This window comes from Fictibacillus sp. 23RED33, assembly GCF_015903925.1.
Lineage (GTDB): Bacteria > Bacillota > Bacilli > Bacillales > Fictibacillaceae > Fictibacillus > Fictibacillus phosphorivorans.
In genome coordinates this window covers 25043-47536 of sequence record NZ_JACZDX010000009.1, presented here as the reverse complement: position 1 = coordinate 47536, position 22494 = coordinate 25043, and the positions used below count along the sequence as shown (strand labels likewise).

At 39.1% G+C, this 22494-nt stretch carries 28 protein-coding genes and 1 riboswitch; of the genes, 10 read left to right on the top strand and 18 right to left on the bottom strand.

All coding sequences use genetic code 11. The features are described from left to right. Nucleotides 1-6: 6 nt before the first annotated feature. The gene (locus IHV09_RS19855; RefSeq protein ID WP_197189663.1) at nt 7-384 is read right to left on the bottom strand and encodes a DUF309 domain-containing protein; all 378 of its coding nucleotides are present in this window, start codon (nt 382-384) and stop codon (nt 7-9) included. A 118-nt stretch (nt 385-502) separates the two neighbouring features. Here IHV09_RS19855 and IHV09_RS19850 point away from each other — a divergent pair, with 118 nt between their 5' ends. Both IHV09_RS19850 and IHV09_RS19845 read left to right on the top strand, forming a co-directional pair. Continuing rightward, nucleotides 503-985, top strand: a complete 483-nt coding sequence (locus IHV09_RS19850) for a divergent PAP2 family protein (RefSeq protein ID WP_197132004.1) — start codon at nt 503-505, stop codon at nt 983-985. A gap of 13 nt (nt 986-998) precedes the next feature. Beyond that, on the top strand, nt 999-1829 hold the full coding sequence (locus IHV09_RS19845; protein WP_197265314.1) for a cobalamin-binding protein: 831 nt from the start codon (nt 999-1001) through the stop codon (nt 1827-1829). Between the two features lie 14 nt (nt 1830-1843). On the opposite strand, the gene IHV09_RS19840 is transcribed toward IHV09_RS19845, so the two are convergent. The 5 genes from IHV09_RS19840 to IHV09_RS19820 form a co-directional block, all read right to left on the bottom strand. Further along, on the bottom strand, nt 1844-2524 hold the full coding sequence (locus tag IHV09_RS19840) for a 3D domain-containing protein (protein ID WP_231618430.1): 681 nt from the start codon (nt 2522-2524) through the stop codon (nt 1844-1846). Between the two features lie 112 nt (nt 2525-2636). Continuing rightward, a complete protein-coding gene (locus IHV09_RS19835; protein ID WP_197132010.1) occupies nt 2637-2960 on the bottom strand; it encodes a YuiB family protein in 324 nt (107 codons plus the stop codon). Between the two features lie 81 nt (nt 2961-3041). After that, complete coding sequence (locus IHV09_RS19830) at nt 3042-3173, bottom strand: YuiA family protein (RefSeq protein WP_171005383.1); 132 nt, start codon at nt 3171-3173, stop codon at nt 3042-3044. 252 nt (nt 3174-3425) lie between these two features. Then, entirely contained in the window at nt 3426-3908 is a 483-nt protein-coding gene (locus IHV09_RS19825; protein WP_197132013.1) for an NUDIX domain-containing protein, read from the bottom strand. 77 nt (nt 3909-3985) lie between these two features. Then, complete coding sequence (locus IHV09_RS19820; RefSeq protein WP_197132016.1) at nt 3986-5185, bottom strand: NAD(P)/FAD-dependent oxidoreductase; 1200 nt, start codon at nt 5183-5185, stop codon at nt 3986-3988. Nucleotides 5186-5561: 376 nt separating this feature from the next. On the opposite strand from IHV09_RS19820, the gene IHV09_RS19815 reads away from it, so the two are divergent. The 3 genes from IHV09_RS19815 to IHV09_RS19805 all read left to right on the top strand — a co-directional run bounded on the left by IHV09_RS19815 (nt 5562) and on the right by IHV09_RS19805 (nt 7097). Further along, the gene (locus IHV09_RS19815; protein ID WP_197132019.1) at nt 5562-6539 is read left to right on the top strand and encodes an NAD(P)/FAD-dependent oxidoreductase; all 978 of its coding nucleotides are present in this window, start codon (nt 5562-5564) and stop codon (nt 6537-6539) included. Nucleotides 6540-6621: 82 nt separating this feature from the next. Further along, nucleotides 6622-6795, top strand: coding sequence for a hypothetical protein (locus IHV09_RS19810; RefSeq protein WP_197189667.1), 174 nt, complete (start codon nt 6622-6624; stop codon nt 6793-6795). 140 nt (nt 6796-6935) lie between these two features. Further along, entirely contained in the window at nt 6936-7097 is a 162-nt protein-coding gene (locus tag IHV09_RS19805) for a hypothetical protein (RefSeq protein WP_197265313.1), read from the top strand. A 58-nt stretch (nt 7098-7155) separates the two neighbouring features. Here IHV09_RS19805 and IHV09_RS19800 read toward each other — a convergent pair whose 3' ends face one another. Then, the gene (locus IHV09_RS19800; RefSeq protein ID WP_197132026.1) at nt 7156-7512 is read right to left on the bottom strand and encodes a HesB/IscA family protein; all 357 of its coding nucleotides are present in this window, start codon (nt 7510-7512) and stop codon (nt 7156-7158) included. A 78-nt stretch (nt 7513-7590) separates the two neighbouring features. Further along, entirely contained in the window at nt 7591-7770 is a 180-nt protein-coding gene (locus IHV09_RS19795) for an aspartyl-phosphate phosphatase Spo0E family protein (RefSeq protein ID WP_197265312.1), read from the bottom strand. A gap of 310 nt (nt 7771-8080) precedes the next feature. Between IHV09_RS19795 and mqnE the strand changes: the two genes are divergently transcribed. Further along, the gene (gene mqnE, locus IHV09_RS19790; RefSeq protein ID WP_197132030.1) at nt 8081-9178 is read left to right on the top strand and encodes an aminofutalosine synthase MqnE; all 1098 of its coding nucleotides are present in this window, start codon (nt 8081-8083) and stop codon (nt 9176-9178) included. Nucleotides 9179-9216: 38 nt separating this feature from the next. Here the strand turns inward: mqnE and IHV09_RS19785 are convergent, their stop codons facing one another. Continuing rightward, nucleotides 9217-9891, bottom strand: coding sequence for an NAD(P)H-dependent oxidoreductase (locus IHV09_RS19785; RefSeq protein ID WP_197265311.1), 675 nt, complete (start codon nt 9889-9891; stop codon nt 9217-9219). A gap of 147 nt (nt 9892-10038) precedes the next feature. On the opposite strand from IHV09_RS19785, the gene IHV09_RS19780 reads away from it, so the two are divergent. Continuing rightward, the gene (locus tag IHV09_RS19780) at nt 10039-10419 is read left to right on the top strand and encodes a winged helix-turn-helix transcriptional regulator (protein WP_197132034.1); all 381 of its coding nucleotides are present in this window, start codon (nt 10039-10041) and stop codon (nt 10417-10419) included. Nucleotides 10420-10477: 58 nt separating this feature from the next. On the opposite strand, the gene dapF is transcribed toward IHV09_RS19780, so the two are convergent. Both dapF and IHV09_RS19770 read right to left on the bottom strand, forming a co-directional pair. After that, nucleotides 10478-11344: a diaminopimelate epimerase gene (gene dapF, locus IHV09_RS19775; RefSeq protein ID WP_197265310.1), complete on the bottom strand. Its 867-nt coding sequence runs from the start codon at nt 11342-11344 to the stop codon at nt 10478-10480. Nucleotides 11345-11360: 16 nt separating this feature from the next. Beyond that, on the bottom strand, nt 11361-11603 hold the full coding sequence (locus IHV09_RS19770) for a hypothetical protein (protein WP_197132037.1): 243 nt from the start codon (nt 11601-11603) through the stop codon (nt 11361-11363). A 99-nt stretch (nt 11604-11702) separates the two neighbouring features. Further along, nucleotides 11703-11848: riboswitch (FMN riboswitch) on the top strand. 187 nt (nt 11849-12035) lie between these two features. Here IHV09_RS19770 and IHV09_RS19765 point away from each other — a divergent pair. After that, the gene (locus tag IHV09_RS19765; protein WP_231618429.1) at nt 12036-12614 is read left to right on the top strand and encodes an ECF transporter S component; all 579 of its coding nucleotides are present in this window, start codon (nt 12036-12038) and stop codon (nt 12612-12614) included. A gap of 351 nt (nt 12615-12965) precedes the next feature. Here the strand turns inward: IHV09_RS19765 and IHV09_RS19760 are convergent, their stop codons facing one another. Both IHV09_RS19760 and IHV09_RS19755 read right to left on the bottom strand, forming a co-directional pair. Then, nucleotides 12966-14180, bottom strand: a complete 1215-nt coding sequence (locus IHV09_RS19760; protein ID WP_197189670.1) for a NupC/NupG family nucleoside CNT transporter — start codon at nt 14178-14180, stop codon at nt 12966-12968. 209 nt (nt 14181-14389) lie between these two features. Beyond that, on the bottom strand, nt 14390-14626 hold the full coding sequence (locus tag IHV09_RS19755; protein ID WP_191752119.1) for a YuzB family protein: 237 nt from the start codon (nt 14624-14626) through the stop codon (nt 14390-14392). Between the two features lie 237 nt (nt 14627-14863). On the opposite strand from IHV09_RS19755, the gene IHV09_RS19750 reads away from it, so the two are divergent. Beyond that, entirely contained in the window at nt 14864-15928 is a 1065-nt protein-coding gene (locus IHV09_RS19750) for an NAD(P)/FAD-dependent oxidoreductase (protein WP_197265309.1), read from the top strand. 40 nt (nt 15929-15968) lie between these two features. Here IHV09_RS19750 and IHV09_RS19745 read toward each other — a convergent pair whose 3' ends face one another. Both IHV09_RS19745 and IHV09_RS19740 read right to left on the bottom strand, forming a co-directional pair. After that, on the bottom strand, nt 15969-16277 hold the full coding sequence (locus IHV09_RS19745) for an LSM domain-containing protein (protein ID WP_197132045.1): 309 nt from the start codon (nt 16275-16277) through the stop codon (nt 15969-15971). A gap of 88 nt (nt 16278-16365) precedes the next feature. Further along, nucleotides 16366-16689 carry a YuzD family protein gene (locus tag IHV09_RS19740; protein ID WP_144698327.1) on the bottom strand — a complete coding sequence of 108 codons (324 nt, stop codon included), beginning with the start codon at nt 16687-16689 and terminating at the stop codon, nt 16366-16368. Nucleotides 16690-16847: 158 nt separating this feature from the next. Between IHV09_RS19740 and IHV09_RS19735 the strand changes: the two genes are divergently transcribed. Next, nucleotides 16848-17093, top strand: a complete 246-nt coding sequence (locus IHV09_RS19735) for a NifU family protein (protein ID WP_066238880.1) — start codon at nt 16848-16850, stop codon at nt 17091-17093. Nucleotides 17094-17397: 304 nt separating this feature from the next. Here the strand turns inward: IHV09_RS19735 and argF are convergent, their stop codons facing one another. Genes argF through IHV09_RS19720 form a run of 3 tightly spaced genes read right to left on the bottom strand, consistent with a single transcriptional unit; the run spans nt 17398 to nt 22482 of the window. Further along, complete coding sequence (gene argF, locus IHV09_RS19730; RefSeq protein ID WP_197265308.1) at nt 17398-18345, bottom strand: ornithine carbamoyltransferase; 948 nt, start codon at nt 18343-18345, stop codon at nt 17398-17400. Continuing rightward, the gene (locus IHV09_RS19725; protein ID WP_197265307.1) at nt 18345-21437 is read right to left on the bottom strand and encodes a carbamoyl phosphate synthase large subunit; all 3093 of its coding nucleotides are present in this window, start codon (nt 21435-21437) and stop codon (nt 18345-18347) included. The genes argF and IHV09_RS19725 overlap by 1 nt, the downstream gene beginning before the upstream one ends. After that, entirely contained in the window at nt 21430-22482 is a 1053-nt protein-coding gene (locus tag IHV09_RS19720) for a carbamoyl phosphate synthase small subunit (RefSeq protein WP_197265306.1), read from the bottom strand. Before IHV09_RS19720 ends, IHV09_RS19725 begins: the two co-directional genes overlap by 8 nt. Nucleotides 22483-22494 lie beyond the last annotated feature (12 nt).

Genomic DNA, 22494 nt, shown 5'->3' with positions numbered 1-22494 from the left:
GTTGCTTTATTCTTCTAAATTTATATAAAGTTTTGGCAGGGCTGGCAATTGAACAACTTCTTCAAATCTTACCCTGTCTGGAACTGATGGTATAACTCCAAGGCAATGCTCAATAAACATTAATACTCTCTCTACATCCAGCTGCCAATACGATGGTTTATAAGAAGATAGATACTCTTTAGCTACCCTCATCATTTGCCTTGCCCCTTTAAGGTTTCCATATTCATAGTGATAGAGAGCAACCGTCATCTGTAGCAGTCCTTTGATGAACAAGTTACTGCGATCTGTGAGCCAGATCGCTTCTAACAAATCGTGTCCTGTGTAATAATCTCCATCGTTAAAAACAATAAAAAACTCGTAATATTCTTGAGGAAAATACTCCATTCTTACTCCCTCCCCCTCTTTCGTTCAATATTGGTAAAAGATTGAACTGTACCTAAATCGGGTAACAACTATCTAAAACAGCCATACTATAAACCACCATATTGAAAGGATAGTCCCCATGCCAGATATTCTATTAAATTTTCCATTGATAGCAGCTTTACTTGGTGTATTTTCTGCACAATTCTTAAAAATCCCTATCCATTTTTATCATACTAGAAAAATTAGATGGGAGTTATTTATAAGTACAGGAGGAATGCCAAGTTCACATTCAGCTTCTGTTACTTCCTTAGCAACTGCCGTTGGAGCCTTGCACGGTACAGGTTCAACTCTCTTCGCCATCGCTGCCATGTTTGCGATCATCGTCATGTACGATGCAAAAGGTATCCGTTGGCATGCAGGAGAACAAGCAGCAGTATTGAATGATTTAGTAGAGGAATTCAGAAACCACGTAAGAGAATCAGAGAAATTTCAGGAAAAAAAGGTGGAAGAACAAAGAAAAGAATTAAAAGAACTTCTTGGACATCGTCCTAGTGAAGTGTTCTTTGGCGGACTTCTTGGTATTCTTCAAACATTACTCTTATCATGGTTGTTCATATCATAGGAGGTTCTTCTCTTTGAGAATCATTTCAATTTGCCCAAGCAATACGGAACTGTTGCATTTTTTAGGATTAACATCAATGTTGGTCGGAGTCGATGACTTTTCAGATTGGCCAAAAGAAATTGAACAACTTCCGAGATTAGGTCCAGATTTATCGATTGATATGGATAAACTTCAATCTCTAGAGCCTGATCTTGTACTAGCTAGTTTAAGTGTACCTGGAATGGAGAAAAACATAGAGGAATTAGAGCGTCGCAGTATTCCACATGTCATTTATAATCCACAAAGTCTTACTGATATCCAAAATGATCTGCTCGATTTGGGTAAAGTAACAAATCATTTGCCAGAAGCTGAAAAAGTAAATGAATGGATGAAGAATGAGATTACTCACTACGATAAAATTAGCAACTCCATAAAAAACAGAAAAAAAGTATATTTTGAGTGGTGGCCTAAGCCCATCTTTACACCTGGTAGGGTGAACTGGCTCTCAGAGATCGCTTATCTTGCTGGCGGAGAAAACGTGTTTCAAGACGTAGAATTGGCAAGTGTTCAAACATCGTGGGAAGATGTTGTAACTCGCGAGCCAGATATCATAGGAATGGTTTGGGTCGGTGTTAAAACAGAAAAGATGAAGGTTTCCCACATTAAGAAGAGAGAGGGATGGGACCATCTAGAAGCTAACACGCGCACTGAAATCTACAAACTTGAAGAATCCCTCTTTTGTAGACCCTCACCACGGTTAATCATCGGAATGAAACGATTAGCTGCACTTGTTCATCCGAATGACTTTCCTGCATTCTTACCAGAAGAAGAGGAAAGCTACATAAAAAAGCTTCAGGTCACTTAAACCTGAAGCTTTTATCATTTATATAAGTATTGCTGTCTGAATACTTGCATGGACTTTTCTTCGTTTAGATCATTCAGTTCATTTTCAGTTATCTTACCGTCTCCACGCTCGACAATATACACATCAATATTTTTCTTGCCCCACTTTTTATACACTTCGTCTACCGTATTATAAAAGAGATCTAACCTGTTCCCTTTAATGGCTGATCCAGTATCTGCCACTACTCCATATCCGTATCCTGGAATCCATAGAACGGTGCCGATCGGAAAGATTGAAGTATCTGCTGCAATGGTAGAATAAAGGTCTCTTCTCACCTTTAACCCTGATTTGGTGATTCCGTATGCAGGATGACTTTTAGTCTTTCCTGTACTCTCATGACCTGCCGTATAGCCAGTTGCTGTTACTTTAACTGAAGGATATTGAGTAAGATTCATCTCATCTTCAAGGGATCGCTGCTTCACCTCAGCAGAAGAAACCATCATGTTAGGGTTATAAATTGTAGGCAATGTCTTCAGGGACTCTGTTAAAACACTAAGTGTAGCCTCAACAATCTTGTTGTCTGACTGTGTTTCATCTAGCCATGTTACTAGATCATCTGCTTCTACACCAGAAATGGAACGAAATGTCGTAAATATTGCACAGATGAATAGGATAACGATCGTGGTTCTCTTTACAATTTTTCTTAAAATCAACAAAAATTGTCCACTCCTCTCCTATCTATTCCTTCCCAGGCTAGTTATTATGTATACCCGTTTCTTAATAAAAGGAAAAAAGTGCAAATAAAAAAACCCCTAAATAAGGGGCTTCTTAAAACATCTGATAACCGCGTACCCGCAACATTTTAATGGCAACTCCGGAAAGTATCGCACCGATTAATCCACAAGCAAGAATCGTAATATCAGATACTGACAAATTTAGAAGATCACTTCCAAGTAGTCCAAAGCTCGTACCTGGTTTTGTAAAATACTCGAAAAACCGAATGTCATCTACTATCATAATGACGACTATTGGATATAGAATAACCATAAACCAAGTAGCACGTAAAAGCATGTTAAACAAGAAACCGATTCCAAAGAATAGAACCATAAACAGCAACATTGAAATAATGAATTGCGGCAATAGCAAATCCATGATGTAGACACCCCCATAATCCTTAGGTTAGTTTACTAAACGGGGGCATATACGTCAATCGTGTTTGAGAGCGTTACGGTTTTAAGCTCTTTTTTTACCGCTTCCGCAGCATTCCACACACGTTTCAGATCCTCCAAGCAAGAGCTGAAAATAACCCTTTCCCTCACAGTATGGACATTGATCATGTTTTTTCTGAATCGCATGTTTTCTCATGTTGTAACACTCCCTCTTTTTTTGTTTAAATTTTCAGATAATAATAACAAGGAAATGAGGGAATGAAAAACCGATTTTAAAGCTAAATACTCCAATGTAAGCGTAATCATCATGAACATTCTTTAATTATCAGAATATTTCGTACATTTTTGTTGTTACTTGTTTAAAACCCCTTTCTAAGAAGTTTAACTAAAATAAACAGAGCTCTTCGGAAGCCCTGAATCAATAATCTTTTTCGATAAGTATGTACTTTTATCTACAATCCATTACCTTATAAGTCGTATAACCGAATACGTCTCCAGGATTGATTTTGTCTTCTAGAAACTTCACTTTTCTTTCCATAAAGTAATGAATCATTAATGATGTATCAGGATCTGCTCTTAGTTCTTCAGGCGTCATGAGAGCAGCTGTTTCAATTTCACTTGAATGCTGTGAAAGATCGCCATGCTTCTTCCTCAATAAAAAAACAACCATATTATCACTAATGGTTTCTTTAATAACACCTGAGCGTATACCAAGTATTGTACTGACTTCACCAACGATGCCTGTTTCTTCATAAACTTCTCGAATCGCCGCTTCATCAACTGTTTCTCCAGCATCTACAAAGCCAGCTGGAATAGACCATTTTCCTTTTAGCCCGCCATAATTCTTTTTTACGACGAGCCATCTTCCATCCTCATCGATCAGTAGACCAGCTGCTGCAAGCCAAACATTTCCTCTGTCTTTTTTCGTCATCCGAACGCTCGCCCTTTCTCAACGTAATAAAAAAGAACAGAAGCTTTACGCTTCTGTTCTTAGTTTACCACTATCTATTAAAACAGTTTTAATTTTCCTTTTTTAATAACCATCGGTACCCCACCTAGTAAGAACAGGTAGCGGTTATCGATTACTTTTTTCATGGCAGATGCAGTTGCACCAAATAATTTCTTGTTTCCAACTTTACCAATCGCTTCACCTTTACCAAGGGACGCAACTGTACCTTTAATATCAGGCTTGAATTCTTCAAGCTTTCCACCGTTCATCAATGCTTTGATGTTACGGCCGATCGTGTAAGCTTGTTGAATCGCGATTTGAGCTGTTGGAGGATATGGACGATTCGCTTCTTCATCGATGATAAGTGCACAGTCTCCTGCAACAAAAATATATTCGAATCCAGGCATGCGAAGGTCTTTATCAACTTTCACACGTCCGCGCATCGTTTCGAATCCAGCTTCTTCAACTAAGTGGTTACCGCGAACTCCACCAGTCCAAACGATAGTAGATGCTTTAATCTCTTCACCATTTGCAAGAATTACACCATCTTCATTACACTCTTTGATCGGTGTGCTTACAAGGAATTCAACGCCACGGCGTTCTAAGTTATTGATTGCATACTCAACTAGTTCCTCATCAAATCCTGGAAGTACTGTTGGAGCAGCTTCAATATTTACGATACGAACTTTTTCACGAGGAATATCATATTCACGGCAAAGTTCAGGAACACGGTCAGCTAGTTCCCCAACGAACTCAATTCCTGTAAATCCTGCTCCACCTACTACGATTGTAATAAGTTCATCAGGTTGTCCTTCGTTATTGTAACGAGCGAAAGAATAGTCGATATGCTCGCGAATTTTACGAACAGAGTTGATGCTGCGAATGCTGAATGCATTCTCTTTAAGACCTTGGATACCGAAAGTTTCTGGATCCGAACCAAGAGCAATAATTAAGTAGTCGTATGTTAATTCTTGATTATCTAGGATAACAAGCTTTTCATCTTTTTTGATTTCTTTAACCGTATCTTGAACAAAGTTCACTTTGTTCATGTCGATAATGTTATCGATCATGATACGTGTTTTGTCATGATGTAATGTACCCGCTGCGTTCTCATGAAGCCACGTCGTTTGGTAATGATAGTTGTGCTTGTTTACTAACGTGATCTCAGCTTCGTCTGAACCTAGCTCTTTTTGTAAACGGACAGCTGACATGATTCCACCGTAGCCGCCGCCTAATATTAGAATTTTTGGCTTACTCATTTAAATTCACTTCCAGTTCTCATTTTTTTTAGTTTGACCTTTTCAATCATTAAATATGATGGAAAGGAATAGATTGTGATATATTTCACGTAATAAGATATAAATAAATGCAAAAAACGTTCGAAATTTCGACATTTTTTAACCATACACCCTCATCTTATTCCTTTTTTCTTGTTTTTTCAACCCTTTTTTCGTTATGATGATGTTTCAATTTCTATTGTGAAGTACCTTTCATTACGTTGTTTGACAATGTCAAAATCTACAAACAAAAAGAGGACTTTGGGCTTCCTTCAAGAATGTAAAAATGAGAGATAGCACGTTCTGGTCAGAACATATTACATGTTCGTCAGTCATAAATCTAGAAGAGGTGAAAGTTATGACAAAAGAGATTTACGATATTACGATTATTGGCGGAGGACCTTCAGGCTTGTTTGCTGCTTTCTATGGTGGCATGCGTCAGATGAAGGTGAAAATTATTGAGAGCATGCCTCAACTTGGCGGTCAGTTATCTGCTCTTTATCCTGAAAAGTACATATATGATGTTGCTGGATTTCCTAAAGTACTTGCTCAAGAACTCGTCAATAATCTTAAAGAGCAAGCGATGCAGTTTAACCCAACAGTCGTTTTAGAAGAATCGGTTCAAAATGTTGAAAAAAGCGAAGAAATCTTTGAGTTAACAACAGATAAAAGCGTGCATTACAGCAAAGCCGTTTTAATTACGGCAGGCGTAGGTGCATTCCAGCCTCGTCGTTTAGAACTGGCAACCGCTCAACAATACGAAGGGAAAAACCTTCATTATTTCGTAAATGATTTGAATGCATTCGCAGGAAAACGCGTTTTAGTTTGTGGTGGCGGAGATTCAGCTCTTGATTGGTCATTGATGCTTGAGCCTATTTCTCCACAAGTTACGTTAACACACAGACGTGATAAGTTTCGTGCTCATGAACATAGCGTCGAGCAGTTAATGAATTCAAAAGTTGCAGTTAAAACCCCATATCAAATTACAGAGTTGATCGGTGATGGAGAGAATATCTCAGCTGTTGTTTTAGAGAATGGAGATGTTAAAGAGACCGTTGAAGTGGATGCTGTAGTTGTAAACTATGGTTTCATCTCCTCTCTAGGTCCAATTAAAACATGGGGGTTAGATATTCAAAAAAACTCAATCGTCGTTAACTCAAAAATGGAAACAAATATCAAAGGGATTTATGCTGCTGGTGATGTATGTACGTATGATGGTAAAGTAAAGTTGATCGCTTCAGGTTTTGGTGAAGCGCCTACGGCAATCAACAATGCTAAATCATATATCGATCCAAACGCTAAGACACAACCTTTACACAGTACTAGCTTATTCTAAACTTTTATTGGCGCGGGGTAACAAGCTCCTGCGCCTTTTTATTTTCAATCATTCAAATAGTCATATAAGGGAGAGAGTAGATATGAACAGACAATTTACTGAAGAGGAAATGCATGCTGCTGACTGCCTTCAGGAAATGCAAAGGATCATCAATCAGCTTCATATATCAGACGAATCTTTCCTAGAAGATACGAAAAAAGAAATTCCACGTTTATCTAAGTTGCTACAAGATCTAGAAAAATACACAGTGGAATAAATTGCATATGGTTAGCAACCTTTAATTCTGTTATCATGGTATTTGAGGCGGACAAGTGCCGCTGACTCATATGAATTTTTACCCGGTGTTGGCGCGCCGGGTTTTCTTATATCTTTTTTTAGATAAGGAGACTTACATAAATGGAGATTAATTTAATACTTGGAATTGTTTTCTTTATCCTTGGTACCTTTTTGATGCCTCTTGGTTTAAAAGAGCAACACAAACAAAAGAAATTCTTATTTATCGGTGCTGCTATTTTATCAGATATACTTGGGGTGCTTTTTATTTTTAATATCATTTAGCTCAAAAAAGCTCCTGCCTCTTGAATAAGAGGCAGGAGCTTTTATTATCGCACTTTATTTAACACTCTTCTGGTGTTCCAGCGTTTGTCGCTGTTCGGAAAGAAGATCCACAGCCGCATGATGCGATTGCGTTCGGGTTTGTAATCGTAAACCCTCCACCCATCATGTTCTGTTTAAAGTCGACAACTGTTCCTTTTAGGACTTTTGCACTTTCTTCATCCACAACCACGCGGATTCCTTCAATCATCTCTTCTCGGTCTGAGTCACTTTTATCACTATCGAAACCCATGCCATAAGAAAGCCCTGTACATCCGCCGCCTTTTACCGCTACACGGAGAAATTGATTTTGATCTTCTTCATCAGCAAGCATTTCTTTAATTCGACTCGCTGCACTATCTGTTATTTCAACGATCATCGTGATCACTCCTCTTATAAGGATCTATATCTATAGTATAACGACTCTTAAATAAGCCCTCAAGGAATCGGCTTTCGATTAGTTGGTTTTTTGCTGCATTTCCATAATCTTATTATGCGTCTCATCAATTTTTCTACTATATTTTAACACCATTGGATGCTGCAGACCTAACACGTTCGCCGCCTGTATCATTTTATTACGCAATGCCTCTAATTGTTCGATCTTTTCAAGTTTAGCGGCTGGTATTGTGGCTTTCATTTTCGTCACTCCACTCTTCGTTTTCAACATATCCGTTCCTTTTATTTTACATTTTTTCTATTTATTAGACAACGAGTCGCTAATAAAAAACTTAAACTTTTTATGTGCAAATATCTGTAAAAGCAGCTTCCCTTGTCGTAAAGTTTGAATAGGATTATAATGATTATGCAATTAAGACATGTATTGAATTCTCATAATACATAAGTATTCGTATAAATTTGGTAAAGAGAGAGTGTCGCTTTATGCCTATCTCTTAAAAAATTGTGTACATCATCCGAACATTTCATTTGAAAAATTAGGGGGATTAGTAATGGCAAATATATTAACGCTAGATACGCGTATGGAGGCAATCGCTGAAAAGATAACTCACGGTGAGCGTCTTTCGATTGAAGATGGATTATTTCTATATGAAACGAATGATTTGCTAAGCGTTGCTTCATTAGCAAACGAGGTTAATAAGCGTAAGAACGGCGACAACGTTTACTTCATTGAAAACTTGTACATCAACCCGACTAACGTATGTGAAGCTACTTGCAGTTTCTGTGGCTTTAAGCGTAAGCCTGGTGAAGAAGGCGCTTATACGATGAACGATGAGCAGCTCTTGAGCTATGTTGAAAAACGCTGGAACGATAACATTAGAGAGTTTCATATCGTAGGTGGCCATAATCATGAAGTACCTTTCGATTATTATCTAGATACGATTCGAACGTTAAAAAAGCATTATCCACAAGTAACGGTTAAAGCATATACAGGTGCAGAGATCGAGTTCTTCTCCAGAATAGCTGGACTTTCTATGAAAGAAGTATTAGAAGAGTTGATTAAAGCAGGTCTTGATACCCTGCCTGGTGGTGGTGCTGAGATTCTGACCGAACGTTACCGTTTAAAAATGAGCCCAGACAAAGCATCGACTGATCAGTGGTTAGAAGCACATGAAATCGCTCATGGTTTAGGATTAAAAACACATGCAACAATGTTGTACGGATCTATTGAGACGAAAGAAGAACGTCTCATTCATATGGACCGCTTGCGCCAACTTCAAGATTCAACAAACGGATTCATGGTATTCATCCCGTTAGCTATGCAGCCTCGTACACAATCTATGGGATTGATGAGAAGAACTTCTGCTTTTGATGATATGAGAACCATTGCGATCAGCCGACTCATGCTAGATAATTTTGACCATATCAAAGCATATTGGATCAACATTGGTGTTCAGTTAACTCAAATGGCATTAACGTTCGGTTCAAGTGACATCCACGGAACGTTGATCGAGGAACGTATCTCTCACGCTGTTGGAGCATTAACGTCATCAGGGATTACACGTAAAGAACTTGTTCACTTGATCAAAACAGCCAACAAAGTTCCTGTAGAACGTGATACATTTTATAACATCATTCAAAAATACTAAAAAGTGGAGGCGATTGTGCCTCCACTTTTTTATGTTCATTACTTAATCCATTTCACAACATCGCTCATATCTTGACGAACTTTTGGACGTGGTTCATTTACGCGATAGCCGAATCCTACCATAACCGCTACTTCAAAGTTTCCTCCTTGAAGTACTCCTTCTTTTTCTAAGATAGCCTGAACTTTCTCTTGATCAAATCCTTCGATCGGGCAAGAATCAATACCAATTTGAGCAGCTGCTGTCATCATATTTCCTAGTGCAATATAGATTTGTTTAGCTGCCCAATCGACCATAGCGCGGTCGTTTCCAAGAAGCTTAAAGTCAGATTCTAAGAATGTCTTGTAAAACCCACTGATCGCATCATACGCTTCTTTCGGAAGATTCTTTACATCTTTCTTGATATGCTCAATGTATTCTGAATCGTACATCATATCTTCTGCCGTACGTGCTAGCATCACGACATAGTGACTCGCAGTCGGCAATTGTTTTTGTGCGCCCCATGATACAGGTTTCAACTGTTCACGTAGCTCTGGGTCTTGAATGACAACAAAACGCCAAGGCTCAAAGCCGAAGGAACTCGGTGATAAACGTCCAGTTTCTAAAATAAATTCAAAGTCTTCATCTGAAATCTTTTTCTCTGGATCAAATTCCTTTGTTGCATGTCTGAACTGAAATGCCTCTAAGATCTCTTGTTTTTTAGCTTCTTTATTCATGATGTTTATCTCTCCTTCAATATTTATGAACGTAATTTAAAGTTGTTTTGATATCCTACACAATATATTATAAAAGTAATAACAAAAATGAAAAGTACGCACATTTTTGTGTCATAGTATCATTTTTTATACTAAAGGAGCCATTCAATGACTAATCAACAATTCGACCTTTCCAATTGGCAATCTCACGGCTATTCATGTCCAGTCGAAGCGACTCTTGATATTATCGGTGGTAAGTGGAAAAGCGTTATTTTGTATCACTTGATCGAGGGCAAGATACGTTTTAACGAACTAAAGCGCCTCGTCCCTGGAATTACACAGCGAATGCTTACCCTACAGCTACGAGAATTAGAGCGTGACGGCATCATACACCGAGAAGTTTATAAACAAGTCCCGCCGAAAGTGGAATATTCTCTAACTTCATTTGGTGAAACACTGATCCCTATTATAAAGTCCATGCTTCAATGGGGAATTGAACATACGGAGAAAATCGTTCAACATCGTGAGCAGGCTGAAGTTAAGGATTAAAAAAAGAAAGCATCTCTGCTTTCTTTTTTAGTAGGTGTAGGCTTAATGTGTGCACCTTCTACCTATTAGTATGATATTCACCCGTACAGATTATTTCTGCTGGGCCAGTCATCCAAACATCTCCATTATCTTTCCAGTTAATGATGAGATCTCCGCCTGCTAAATGAACAGTAATATCCGTATTTCTATCTGCTTCTTCGTTTAGAACGGCAGCTACAGCTGCTGCACAAGCTCCTGTACCACAAGCTTGCGTTATACCTGACCCTCTCTCCCAAACTCTAAAGTGCATTTCACTTTTAGAAACCACTTCTACAAACTCTGCGTTTACCCAATCAGGAAACATTGAATCTTTTTCGATGATTGGTCCTAACGAATGCAGAGGCGCTTTCTCAATATTATCCACAAAGAAAACGGCATGTGGATTTCCCATTGAAACAGCAGTGAGTCTTAAAGGTGTCCCATCAAAAGATACTTCCTCATTCACCACTTGTTGGAGGTGGTCAAATCCCGTGACAGGAATTTTTTGAGGTCGAAGGATGGGGTTACCCATATTAACCGTAACGAGTGATACTTTATTGTTGTTATCTATTGTTACTTTTGCAGTTACTAAACCACCTAGTGTTTCAATCTGAAATTCGGTTTCTGTTACTAATCTGTTTTCGTACGCATATTTGGCTACACATCGAAGTCCGTTACCACAGTTTTTAGCTTCAGAACCATCATTATTAAAGATTCTCATTTTAACTGGCGCTAATTCGCTTGGGCAGATTAGAATCATCCCATCTGATCCGATGCCCGTGTAAGGATTTGAGACTTCCGCTGCTAACCTCGGCAGATCAGCTTCATCAATACACTCTTCAAACATGTTTATATAGATGTAATTATTGCCTAATCCATGCATTTTTGTGAATTTCAACGTATCCATCGCTTAACCCTGCTCCTTATGATTGACCTCTCAATTTTTCATCCGTATAAAAATAATCATCGTCGGCGTTTAGTATGGTTAACTTGCCATGACAACAAGGCATAATAAGTATCTGTTTAATTCCTTCTTGAGCAAGATTCAGTTGTTCTTCTTTAAAGGAAGTCAATACATTGTCTCGTTGGCAAAACGGACATTCCGAAATATAAATATCCTTCATCATTCTTTCATATGGCCATGTATATTCAAATGTTAATTTCATATCGGTTCATCCTCTATTTGGAAGGTATGGTTATTGCATATTCGTTCACAACTTACATTTTTTAAAGTATAATAGGTGATGTAACAAAATACAATAGCGATCCATCTTCGGGGCAGGGTGAAATTCCCGACCGGCGGTAATTGAAGATTCCCTCTTCATCAGCCCGTGAGCGAAAAAGTTTTCTTTTTTGCTGATCTGGTGTAATTCCAGAGCCGACAGTATAGTCTGGATGGGAGAAGATGTAGGTACAGCGGTTCAACTCTAATTAGAACCCTTTGTTTAAGCATGCCATTTTGTGCATCTTTTACATGCTGTTTATCATACTTACAAACTCCCTTAGTCTCATTAACTGACTAAGGATTTTTTGTGTGAAGCAGGCTGTGCTGCATTCGAAATCATGAGATGGCGCAACACAAAAGAGGAGAGATTTCAATGCAAAAGGGAAAGATCAAACAAATGGTAGCGGTATCGATGCTCAGTACGATTGCTTATGTACTGATGATGCTCGACTTTCCGTTCCCAGGGTTACCTCCATTTTTAAAGATTGATTTTAGTGAGGTGCCTGCACTTCTAGCTGCAATCATTTTCGGACCAGCGGCAGGAGTGATGGTGGAAGCCATAAAAAATGTTCTACACTACGGGATAGTAGGAAGCTTTACCGGAGTACCAGTTGGTCAATTAGCAAACTTTGTGGCCGGTATTCTATTCATTCTTCCAGTATCCTACTTATTCCGCAAAAAGAATTCTGTTAAACGTCTTTCAGCGGGCTTGATCTTAGGAACGGTTTTGATGACATTTATGATGGGTCTGCTCAACTACCTAATCATCTTACCAGCCTATACGTGGTTCCTTGGTGCTGATCCGATGTCTAGCCAGATGATGCTTGATCTTATATTAAAAGGTATAACGCCGTTTAACTTGATAAAAGGTACAATAATTACACTGTTATTCGTAGCATTATACAACCGAATGCAGCCATGGGTGATGAAACAGATCGCTCAACAGGCCTAAATATAGAAGATAAAACCGCAGGGGGGATGATTCCCACTGCGGTTTTTTTATTGTTCATGATAGGGGTATTAAGCTGGACTGGCGGTTAGATTGCTTGTCGAAATTTAGCGAACCGCCTTTATTTTAGAATTTAGACTTAATTGAACGTCGTTTCGACTTAATTAAGTCTTATTTCGACCCAATTTTGTTTGCTTAGACTTAATTATAGATGATGATACCCTAGCTGGTATTATTCAGGGGACTATGTCCCAAGTGTGACAGAGAATTGCACCGCACGCTATCTGCTAAAATCCTCTCTAACAAAAAAAGATGCTCAAGCATTAGCTTGAACATCTTAAAATGAAACCATTCTTATAGAATAAACATACCTGCGATTGCACCGCTTAGTAAGTTTGCGATTGTAGCTGCGATTACAGCGCGCATTCCAAGTCTTGCGATGTCAGGACGACGAGTAGGTGCCATTGCTCCAAGACCACCTAAAAGGATCGCGATTGAAGAAAGGTTCGCGAAACCACAAAGTGCGAAACTTACAACCGCTACTGTTTTCGGCATTAAGTCTGGAATTTGAGGTGCGAATGAAGAATAAGCAACGAACTCGTTCAATACGATTTTTTGACCGATGAACGTACCGGCTTTAACTGCTTCTTCCCACGGTACACCAATAACAAATGCGATTGGAGCGAAAATATAACCTAGAATTTGTTGAAGTGTGATCTCATAACCGAACCAGCCACCGATTCCGCCAAGGATACCGTTAACTAAAGCGATAAGAGCGATGAATGCAAGTAACATTGCCCCAACGTTAAGTGCGATTTGAAGTCCATCTCCTGCACCTTTTGCTGCAGCGTCAATTACGTTTACTGTATCTTTATCACGTTCTAATTTGATCTCACCCATTGTTTCAGGCTCTTCTGTTTCAGGAACAATGATCTTAGCGATCGCAAGTCCTGCAGGAGCACACATAAAGCTTGCCGCGATTAAGTATTCTAACGGTACTCCTAATAGGTAATAACCAATCAATACAGAACCTGCTACTGATGCTAGTCCACCTACCATTACAGCAAAAAGTTCAGATTGAGTAAGACGGTTCATATATGGACGAATAACTAGAGGTGCTTCTGTCTGACCTAAGAAAATATTTGCAGTAGCACTCATTGATTCTGCTTTACTTGTTTTTAATAACTTAGATAATGCTCCCCCTAAAATTCTTACAACCCATTGCATGATGCCTAGGTAATAAAGAACTGAGATTAGAGAAGAGAAGAAAATGATAACGGTTAAAACTTGAAACGCAAAGATAAATCCTTTTCCTTCTGCTGGAATCATACTTCCAAACAAGAAAGTAATTCCTTCGTTCGCATAAGCAACAACGTTTGAAACTTTTTGTGAGACGCTTTGCAATGCTTGTTTTCCAGCATCCCATTTAAGAACGATCAACGCAAAAGCAATTTGAATTGCTAGTGCACCGATTACCGTTCTCCAGTTAATCGCTTTCTTATTTTGAGAAAGTAAGAATGCGATTACAAGAAGAACGAGCATACCACCTAATCCCCATAAAATTTGCATATTCGTACACCCCTTTTGTAATTTGGAAGAAAACGCTTACTATTAGCACGTTAGTTGTCAGACATCCAATGACTGACCCTTTTCTAATGTAACAAATTTCGACAAAAATGCAATCGTTTTTCAAAAAATTATATGCTAGATATTTTTCCCAATCATAACTCCCTTATCCATAGAAAAAGCAGCTATCCCATTTTTAGAATAGCTGCTTTTTAAAACATTCCGTTTTCTTCTATATGATTGTAAATATTTTTCACAAGTTCATCTGATGTTTCTCCGTGAACGATATCTCCATTTACGAGAGCAAACATCGACTTTGCACAGTGTCCACAATACCCTAGACACCCATACTCGATAACGTCTAGATCATAGTCTTTCTCGAGTTCTTCGAGCGCTTTTTGTGCACCACTCGCTAAATTACTTACACAAAACTCTATAATCGGTCTCATTTCCGTCTTCACCTCTTGATGAATCCATCCTAACGGTTTCTATAGTTGTAGTCAATGTAAACACTCATTCTTCCTGTGTTTTTTCTATAAAAGAGTTGTGAAATTGTTGCAAAGTGCTATACTTAAACATGTCAAAAACGTGTAATCGTTTACTTATTTCGAGTTAAGGTTATTTACTTATATATGCATTTTTAAAAACAGATAAGAATTGTCTTGAAAGAAAAGGGGAAATGACAAATGAAACACCTCGTTTTACTTGGCGGAGGATATGGAAATATGCGTGTGCTAAAGAGACTTCTTAATTCCTCAGACCTCCCTGAAAACATTCAGCTTACGCTTATTGATCGTGTACCTTATCATTGTTTAAAAACTGAATACTATGCACTTGCTGCAGGTACCATATCGGATCATCATGTTCGTGTAACTTTTCCAGATCACCCACGTCTAAATATTAAATATGGCGAAGTTACTTCAATTGATGTAAAAGAAAAGAAAGTTCTATTAAAAGACCAAGATGCAGTTTCATATGATGATTTGGTTATCGGCCTAGGTTGCGAAGACAAATATCATAATGTCCCTGGTGCTGACCAATTTACGCTCAGCATTCAGACCATTGATAAGTCTCGTCAAACGTATCAAATTCTAAACAACTTGCATGCTAATGCGGTTGTTGCAGTAGTTGGTGCCGGTCTTTCAGGAGTTGAGTTGGCATCTGAACTTCGTGAGAGCCGTCCGGATCTTACAATTAAACTCTTTGACCGTGGTGATATGATTCTTTCCGCTTATAAGAAGCGATTGAGCAACTATGTACAAAACTGGTTCGTTGAACACGGTGTTGAAGTAATCAATAATTCAAATGTAACAAAGGTTGAAGAAGGCGCTCTTTATAATCATGACGAAAAGGTAGAGTGTGATGCTATCGTTTGGACGGCAGGTATACAGCCGAGTCGAATCGTTCGTGATTTAGATGTTGAAAAAGACAGTCAAGGACGTGTTGTTCTAACTGAACATCATCACCTTCCAACCGAAGAGCATGTATACGTTGTTGGAGATTGCGCGAGCCTTCCTTATGCACCAAGTGCACAATTAGCAGAGGAGCAAGCAGAACAGATCTCACAAGTCCTTTTAGCTCGTTGGAACGAACAGCCTCTTCCTGAAATGAACGAGATTAAACTAAAAGGTGTTATGGGTTCTCTTGGTAAGAAGAGCGGATTTGGTACGATGGGTAGCACTGCTCTTATTGGTAGAGTGCCACGCTTATTAAAATCAGGAATTCTATGGTTGTATAAATATCAAGTATAAGAAAAAGACCCATGCAGCAGCATGGGTCTTTTCTCTATTTTTACCAATAATAAGGACGAAAACGACGAATTCGGTAAAAAGGAAAACCAAAAACTCCGAAGCCTGGAAAAAACGGCCCGACAAAAATGATACGGCTATTACGGTCAGCGTTCTCACCTGGCATGATCATATACATGTTATCCTGATCATAGCTATGCAATTGACCGTGATATACATTTCCATCATTCAATTCGATCGTAACCTTCTGTCCCATGTACTCGAGACAAAGATCATGATAATGATGGTGATGATGTCCTGCATATGAGGATGATTCATCTTTATGACTTTTACCTTTTAAAGGGTTCAACAATACAATTTGCCTCCTTTTTTCTCTATACATCTTATTCTTAAGAGAAAACAAGGCGTGTGTACAAACCCAAAATAAAAAAAATAGGCGCTTAACTTACAGCGCCATAACCGTTCTGTTCTATAATTGCGTAGATCGTTTTTAAATTCGGATTACCTTCTGCTACTACTTCTCCATCTATCACAACGACAGGATAAAAAAGGTCTTCTTCTACAATTCTTTCTGAAAATGCCTGATCGATCTCATTTTCCGTATTTTCCATGTCTATATAAAGAACATTAAACAATAAGTTCGGAAACTTTCTTGAGATTGCTGCTTCTAGCCATTCAGCCGTTTCTTTTGCTGAAGGAAGATGAACACAGCTGGCACATTTTTGTTCAGCTCCATATACTTTAATACTAAATGAGTTACTCATGAAGAATCACCTCAATGTATGCGCTTATTTGCTTTCATCATACCTTATTTTTCAATAAAGAAAAAGGAGCAAATATCATGATGCTTGCTCATGGATTTTTTATTCCATATCCCGTATACTAAGAGTAAGTTCTTTTTAAGAAAGGAGCCTTGATTATTATGGCTGAAACTCAAAACTTAGAGATGCGTGAACAAGTTGAAGAAGTTCTTGATAAATTACGCCCGTTCCTTCTTCGTGATGGAGGAGACGTGGAATTAGTGGATATTGAAGAAGGTGTAGTAAAAGTACGCCTAATGGGAGCATGTGGTAGCTGCCCAAGTTCAACAATCACACTAAAAGCAGGTATCGAACGTGCACTTCTTGAAGAAGTTCCTGGTGTTGTTGAATTAGAACAAGTATTTTAATAAAACGCAAGAAGCCGCTCTTTTAAAGAGCGGCTTCTTTTTTTCTTGTTTTTTAAAAACTTAGTTGCAATAGAAGGTAGTAATTTAGCATACTCGCACAAATTATTTGAACGCTATTAAGAGTTCTTTAAGAAGCTTCATTGACAAGTTGATTGGAGTGTAAGGACGAGACTCCTGGGGGATCAGCGGGACAGGTGAGCCACCTAACAGCGCAGAGCGCTAGGTGGCTCACCGCACGCCCCCCCCCGGAAAAGGAGCACCTGAAACGGAAATCAACCACTCACTAATCTTCACTCGATTATACTTAACTCATCAAACGAACAAGCAGTGCTTTTTGTGCGTGAAGACGGTTCTCTGCCTCGTAAAAAACAACAGAATGAGGACCATCAATAATCTCCGCGGTCACCTCTTCCTCTCGATGCGCAGGCAAACAATGCATGAAAATAAAATCACTCTTTGCATAGGACACAAGCTCTCGGTTCACTTGATAACCCTTAAAATGTTCGAGACGTTCCTCCGCTTCCGCTTCTTGACCCATACTCGCCCAGACATCCGTGTAAATAACATCACTATTTTTAACACCAGCAACTGGTTCATGAGTTACCTCGATAACAGAGCCGTTTTGTTTCGCAACTTCCTTTGCATAAGAAACGATTTCTTCTTTCGGTTCGTAGTTTTCAGGTGAAATAATGGTGCAATCCATCCCCACTTTTGCAGCTCCAATCATTAAAGAGTGCGCTACATTGTTTCCGTCACCAATATAAGCCAGCTTTTTCCCTTTGAATGATCCTTTATATTCTAAAATCGTAAGAAGATCCGCTAGTATTTGACACGGATGAAAATCATCCGTAAGTCCGTTAATTACAGGAATAGATCCACTATGCGCAAGCTCTTCAACTGTGGATTGATGAAACGTACGAATCATTAGAGCATCTAGGTATCCGGACAATACTTTCGCTGTATCTGAGATCGATTCTCCTCTACCCATCTGAATATCACGAGTCGATAGATGAATCGCATGACCACCGAGTTGCAGCATAGCAGCCTCGAACGAAACGCGAGTACGTGTCGATGATTTCTCGAAAATCATTCCTAAGATCTTTCCTTTTAGTAAGGGTGGTGCAGATGGACCTTGTTTTTTTAAGTCTTTCGCAAGGTTCAATAAGTCGATGATCTCAGATGTAGAATAATCCATAAGTGTTAGAAAATCTTTCTGAGTTCGCGTTTGGCGAAAAGGGTGTACGATTGACATCAGTTCAGCACTTCCTTTCTCATTTTATTCGTGGTGCGTATCGCATTTAAATAAGCGTTAGTTGTTTCTTTCCTTGTTAGTACATGGACTCTTTCTAGTACGGCACGTTTAGCATTCTGGCTTTCGCTATCATTCGAAAAGTTTATATAAATGACTTTGTTATCCGTTTTTAACCACTCATCAAATGTCAGATCATTTGCTGTAAGGACGGTATACCCACATTCCTCCCAGGCTTTTGAAGCAGCTTCATTGATGATTCCTTCCACAAAAATACTTCCATGATCATTCCAGAGATCTGCTAATTGAAGGCTTGAGCCTTTCAAAGCTTTCACTAGAGCTCCATTAAAATCTGCATCCGTTCCAATCACTTCTCCGGTTGAGAGCATCATCGGATTTAACACCGGGGAAACACCAGGCAGTTTAATGGTTGAGAAAACAGGTGCTTTTACTGTAATCTCTGGTTGTCCGTTATGCTCTTGTTCAAGGTTCAGTGAATGTAATGAGTGACCTAGAAGCAATTGTGTTGCTTTCTGGACAAGGTTTACATTCGTGATTTTGCTCATGATCGGTGCTGTTCGAGATGCTCTTGGATTCACTTCAATGACATAAACACACTCATTCTGTATGGCAAATTGAACATTAAATAATCCTTTATATGATAAGTTTAGTGCTATCTTTTTAGAGTACGACTTTATTTGATCGATCACATGGTTAGATAAAGATTGCGGTGGTGTAACAGTCAAACTATCTCCTGAATGAACCCCGGTTCCTTCTAGATGTTCGAAAATACCTGGAATGAATAGTTCTGTACCATCACTTAAAACATCTACCTCCGCTTCTGTTCCTTCTAAGAATGTATCGATCAAAACGGGATAATTCACTTGTTCATGGTTCAGATAACTTGTTAGTTCGCTTTCAGAATAAAGAACCTTCATCCCGCTTCCACCAATCACGTATGATGGACGCAGAAGAATTGGAAACCCTAGTTTGCCTGCATATTCTTTGACTTCTTTTTCACTTAATGCCGAGAATCCAGGAACTTTAGGAATATTTAATGCATCTAAAAAATGATAAAAACGCTCTCTGTCTTCCATTTGGTCCACGGTATCTGCTGGACTTCCAAGAACAGAATATCCTGCCGCTTCTAACTCTTTAGCCAAATTGATTGATGTCTGGCCTCCAAATTGAAGAATGACATCTGATATTCCTTCGAACTCCAAAACATGATTGATGTCTTCAAAGGTTAGAGGCTCAAAATATAGAGAGTCAGATACTTCATAATCCGTGCTTACTGTCTCAGGGTTATTGTTGATTAAAATCGCTTCATATCCACATGCATGAAGAGTGATCGCACTGTGCACGCAACAATAATCAAATTCAACACCTTGCCCGATTCGTATAGGACCTGACCCGATAACGGCAACCTTCTTCTTAGTGTCAGGGATTCTATCGCTCTTCCCGCTCCAGCTGGAATAAAAATAAGTCGTTTTTGCTTCAAACTCTGCTGCACACGTATCCACCATCTTATATGTCGGCGTGATCCCCCACTCTATTCTCTTGTTGCGTACCTCTATTTCTGAAACAGACCAGATATTCGATAAGTATCGATCTGAAAAACCATATTTTTTTGCTAGTTGCAGTTGTTGTTTATCTACTTTTTCTAATCCCGTTTTTTGCAGCATATTGTCCATAGAGACCATCTCTTGAAATACCGATAAAAAATACGGTGTAATTTTAGTCAATTCATGAATTTTGTCTGAAGAAACTTCTCTTCGCAACAGTTCCATCACAACGAAAAAGCGGCGATCATCTGCTGATACGACTAGATCAAGAAGTGTATCCTCATCTAGTGCAAATAGTTCTTTCAAATACATGCCATTCGTTTTCAGCTCGAGTGAACGAATCGCCTTTTGAAAGGCAGAAGCCATGTTTCTCTCTAACGCCATCACTTCGCCTGTCGCTTTCATCTGTGTTCCGAGGTTTCGGTCTGCATGAGGAAACTTATCGAACGGCCATCTTGGCATTTTTACAGCTACATAATCTAACGCCGGTTCAAAACTCGCAAAGGTCGTTCCGGTTACTGGATTCTTCAATTCATGCAGGTTATACCCTAGTGCAAGTTTGGCAGCAATCTTTGCGATCGGGTATCCGGTTGCTTTTGATGCTAAAGCAGATGACCTGCTCACACGCGGATTCACTTCGATCAAATAATACTGTGAGTTATCTGGATGAAGCGCGAACTGTATATTACATCCTCCTACGATTTCAAGCGCAGAAATAATGGTCAATGATGCTTTTCTTAATGACTGATACTCATCATCTGTTAGCGTCTGGCTAGGAGCTACTACTACAGAATCACCTGTATGAACACCAACGGGATCAACATTTTCCATGTTGCAAACCGTGATACATGTTCCATTCTTGTCACGCATCACTTCGTATTCAACCTCTTTGTAGCCTGCAATACTTTTTTCAATTAAGCATTGATTGATCGGACTTGCAGATAGACCTTGTTTGACCAAAGCGATCAGCTTTTCTTTCGTTGAAGCAATCCCGCCACCAAATCCTCCAAGCGTATATGCAGGTCTAACAATCACGGGATAACCTGTTTCTTCAGCAAAATGGATCGCTTCATCTATTGACGTAACAATCTCACTTTCTGGTACAGGTTCTCCTAGATACTTCATCAATGACCGAAAAAGCTCACGGTCTTCTGCTTTTTGTATAGAGTCAATGTCTGTACCTAGAAGTCGAACTCCATATTTCGCTAATATCCCATTTTCATGAAGCTCCATTGCTAAGTTAAGTCCTGTTTGGCCACCAACTGTCGCTAGAAGTCCATCAGGTTTTTCCTTCAGAATAATCTGTTCGGCATATTCTACTGTTAAGGGCTCAAAGTATATAACGTCTGCAAACGTGTTGTCCGTCATGATCGTAGCAGGATTGTTGTTGATCAGGACCACTTCGATCCCTTCTTCTTTTAATGCTTTACATGCTTGTGTTCCGGAATAGTCAAATTCTGCGGCCTGCCCGATTACGATCGGTCCTGATCCGATCACGAGCACTTTCTTGATGTCTTGTTGTTTAGGCATAACTTCTCACCTTCTCTGTATGTTGTACACTGTTTATAAAATTTTGAAAGATTTCTTTATGTTCGTTCGGACCCGGTGCTGCTTCTGGGTGGAATTGAACACTCGCAACGTTAAATGAACGATGCCACAATCCCTCAACACTTCCATCGTTCACATTTTCAAACCAGATGTTAAAGCCTGTTTCTGCTAAACTTTCTTTTTGAACGACATAGCTATGATTTTGAGAACTCATTGATACTTTACCCGTCTTCAAGTTCATAACCGGCTGATTCGCACCACGGTGACCAAATTTCAGCTTCTGTGTCTCACCACCGAATGATAAAGCCAGGATCTGATGACCAAGACAGATGCCTAATGTGGGATAGCGCATGGCCAGATTTTTATAACGATGAAAATAGTTAGAGAACCTCATAGGGTCACCAGAACCGTTTGAAAAAACTAAGCCATCAGGATTCAATTTTTCGATATCGTTTAACTCTTGATCAAAAGGAACAATTGTTACGCTACACCCTTCGTTAACAAGAGCTTCAGCAATCGACTTTTTATATCCGAAGTCGATCAATACTATATGTGTATCTCCTGAACCTGTCTTTTCCATTGATGTCGCTGGCCAATATTCTTCTAGACTAAAAGAATCAGGAGAGATACTTGGTACATGCATAACAGCAGGCAAAGATCCTTTTATGCGAATTTGTTGAATAAGAGATCTCGTATCTACATTCTTTAGTGCAGGGATTTGATATGCATTTAACAAGTCCACGATCGATTTGCGGCCTCCTTTTGCAGCAAATCCAAAGCAATCTGCCATAACTACTCCCGCTACTTGGATTTTTGCGGATTCCATACTCTTAGGATCAAATCCATAATTTCCGATGAAAGGATAAGAAAACACGACGATCTGTCCTTGATAGGAAGGATCAGTCAAAACTTGTTCGTATCCAGTCATCCCTGTATAAAATACAATTTCACCTGAACCATAATGATTATCACTAATCCAGTCACCATCGAATGTATTACCGTTAGATAGTGTTATACAGCCTTTCATAACATGTTCCTC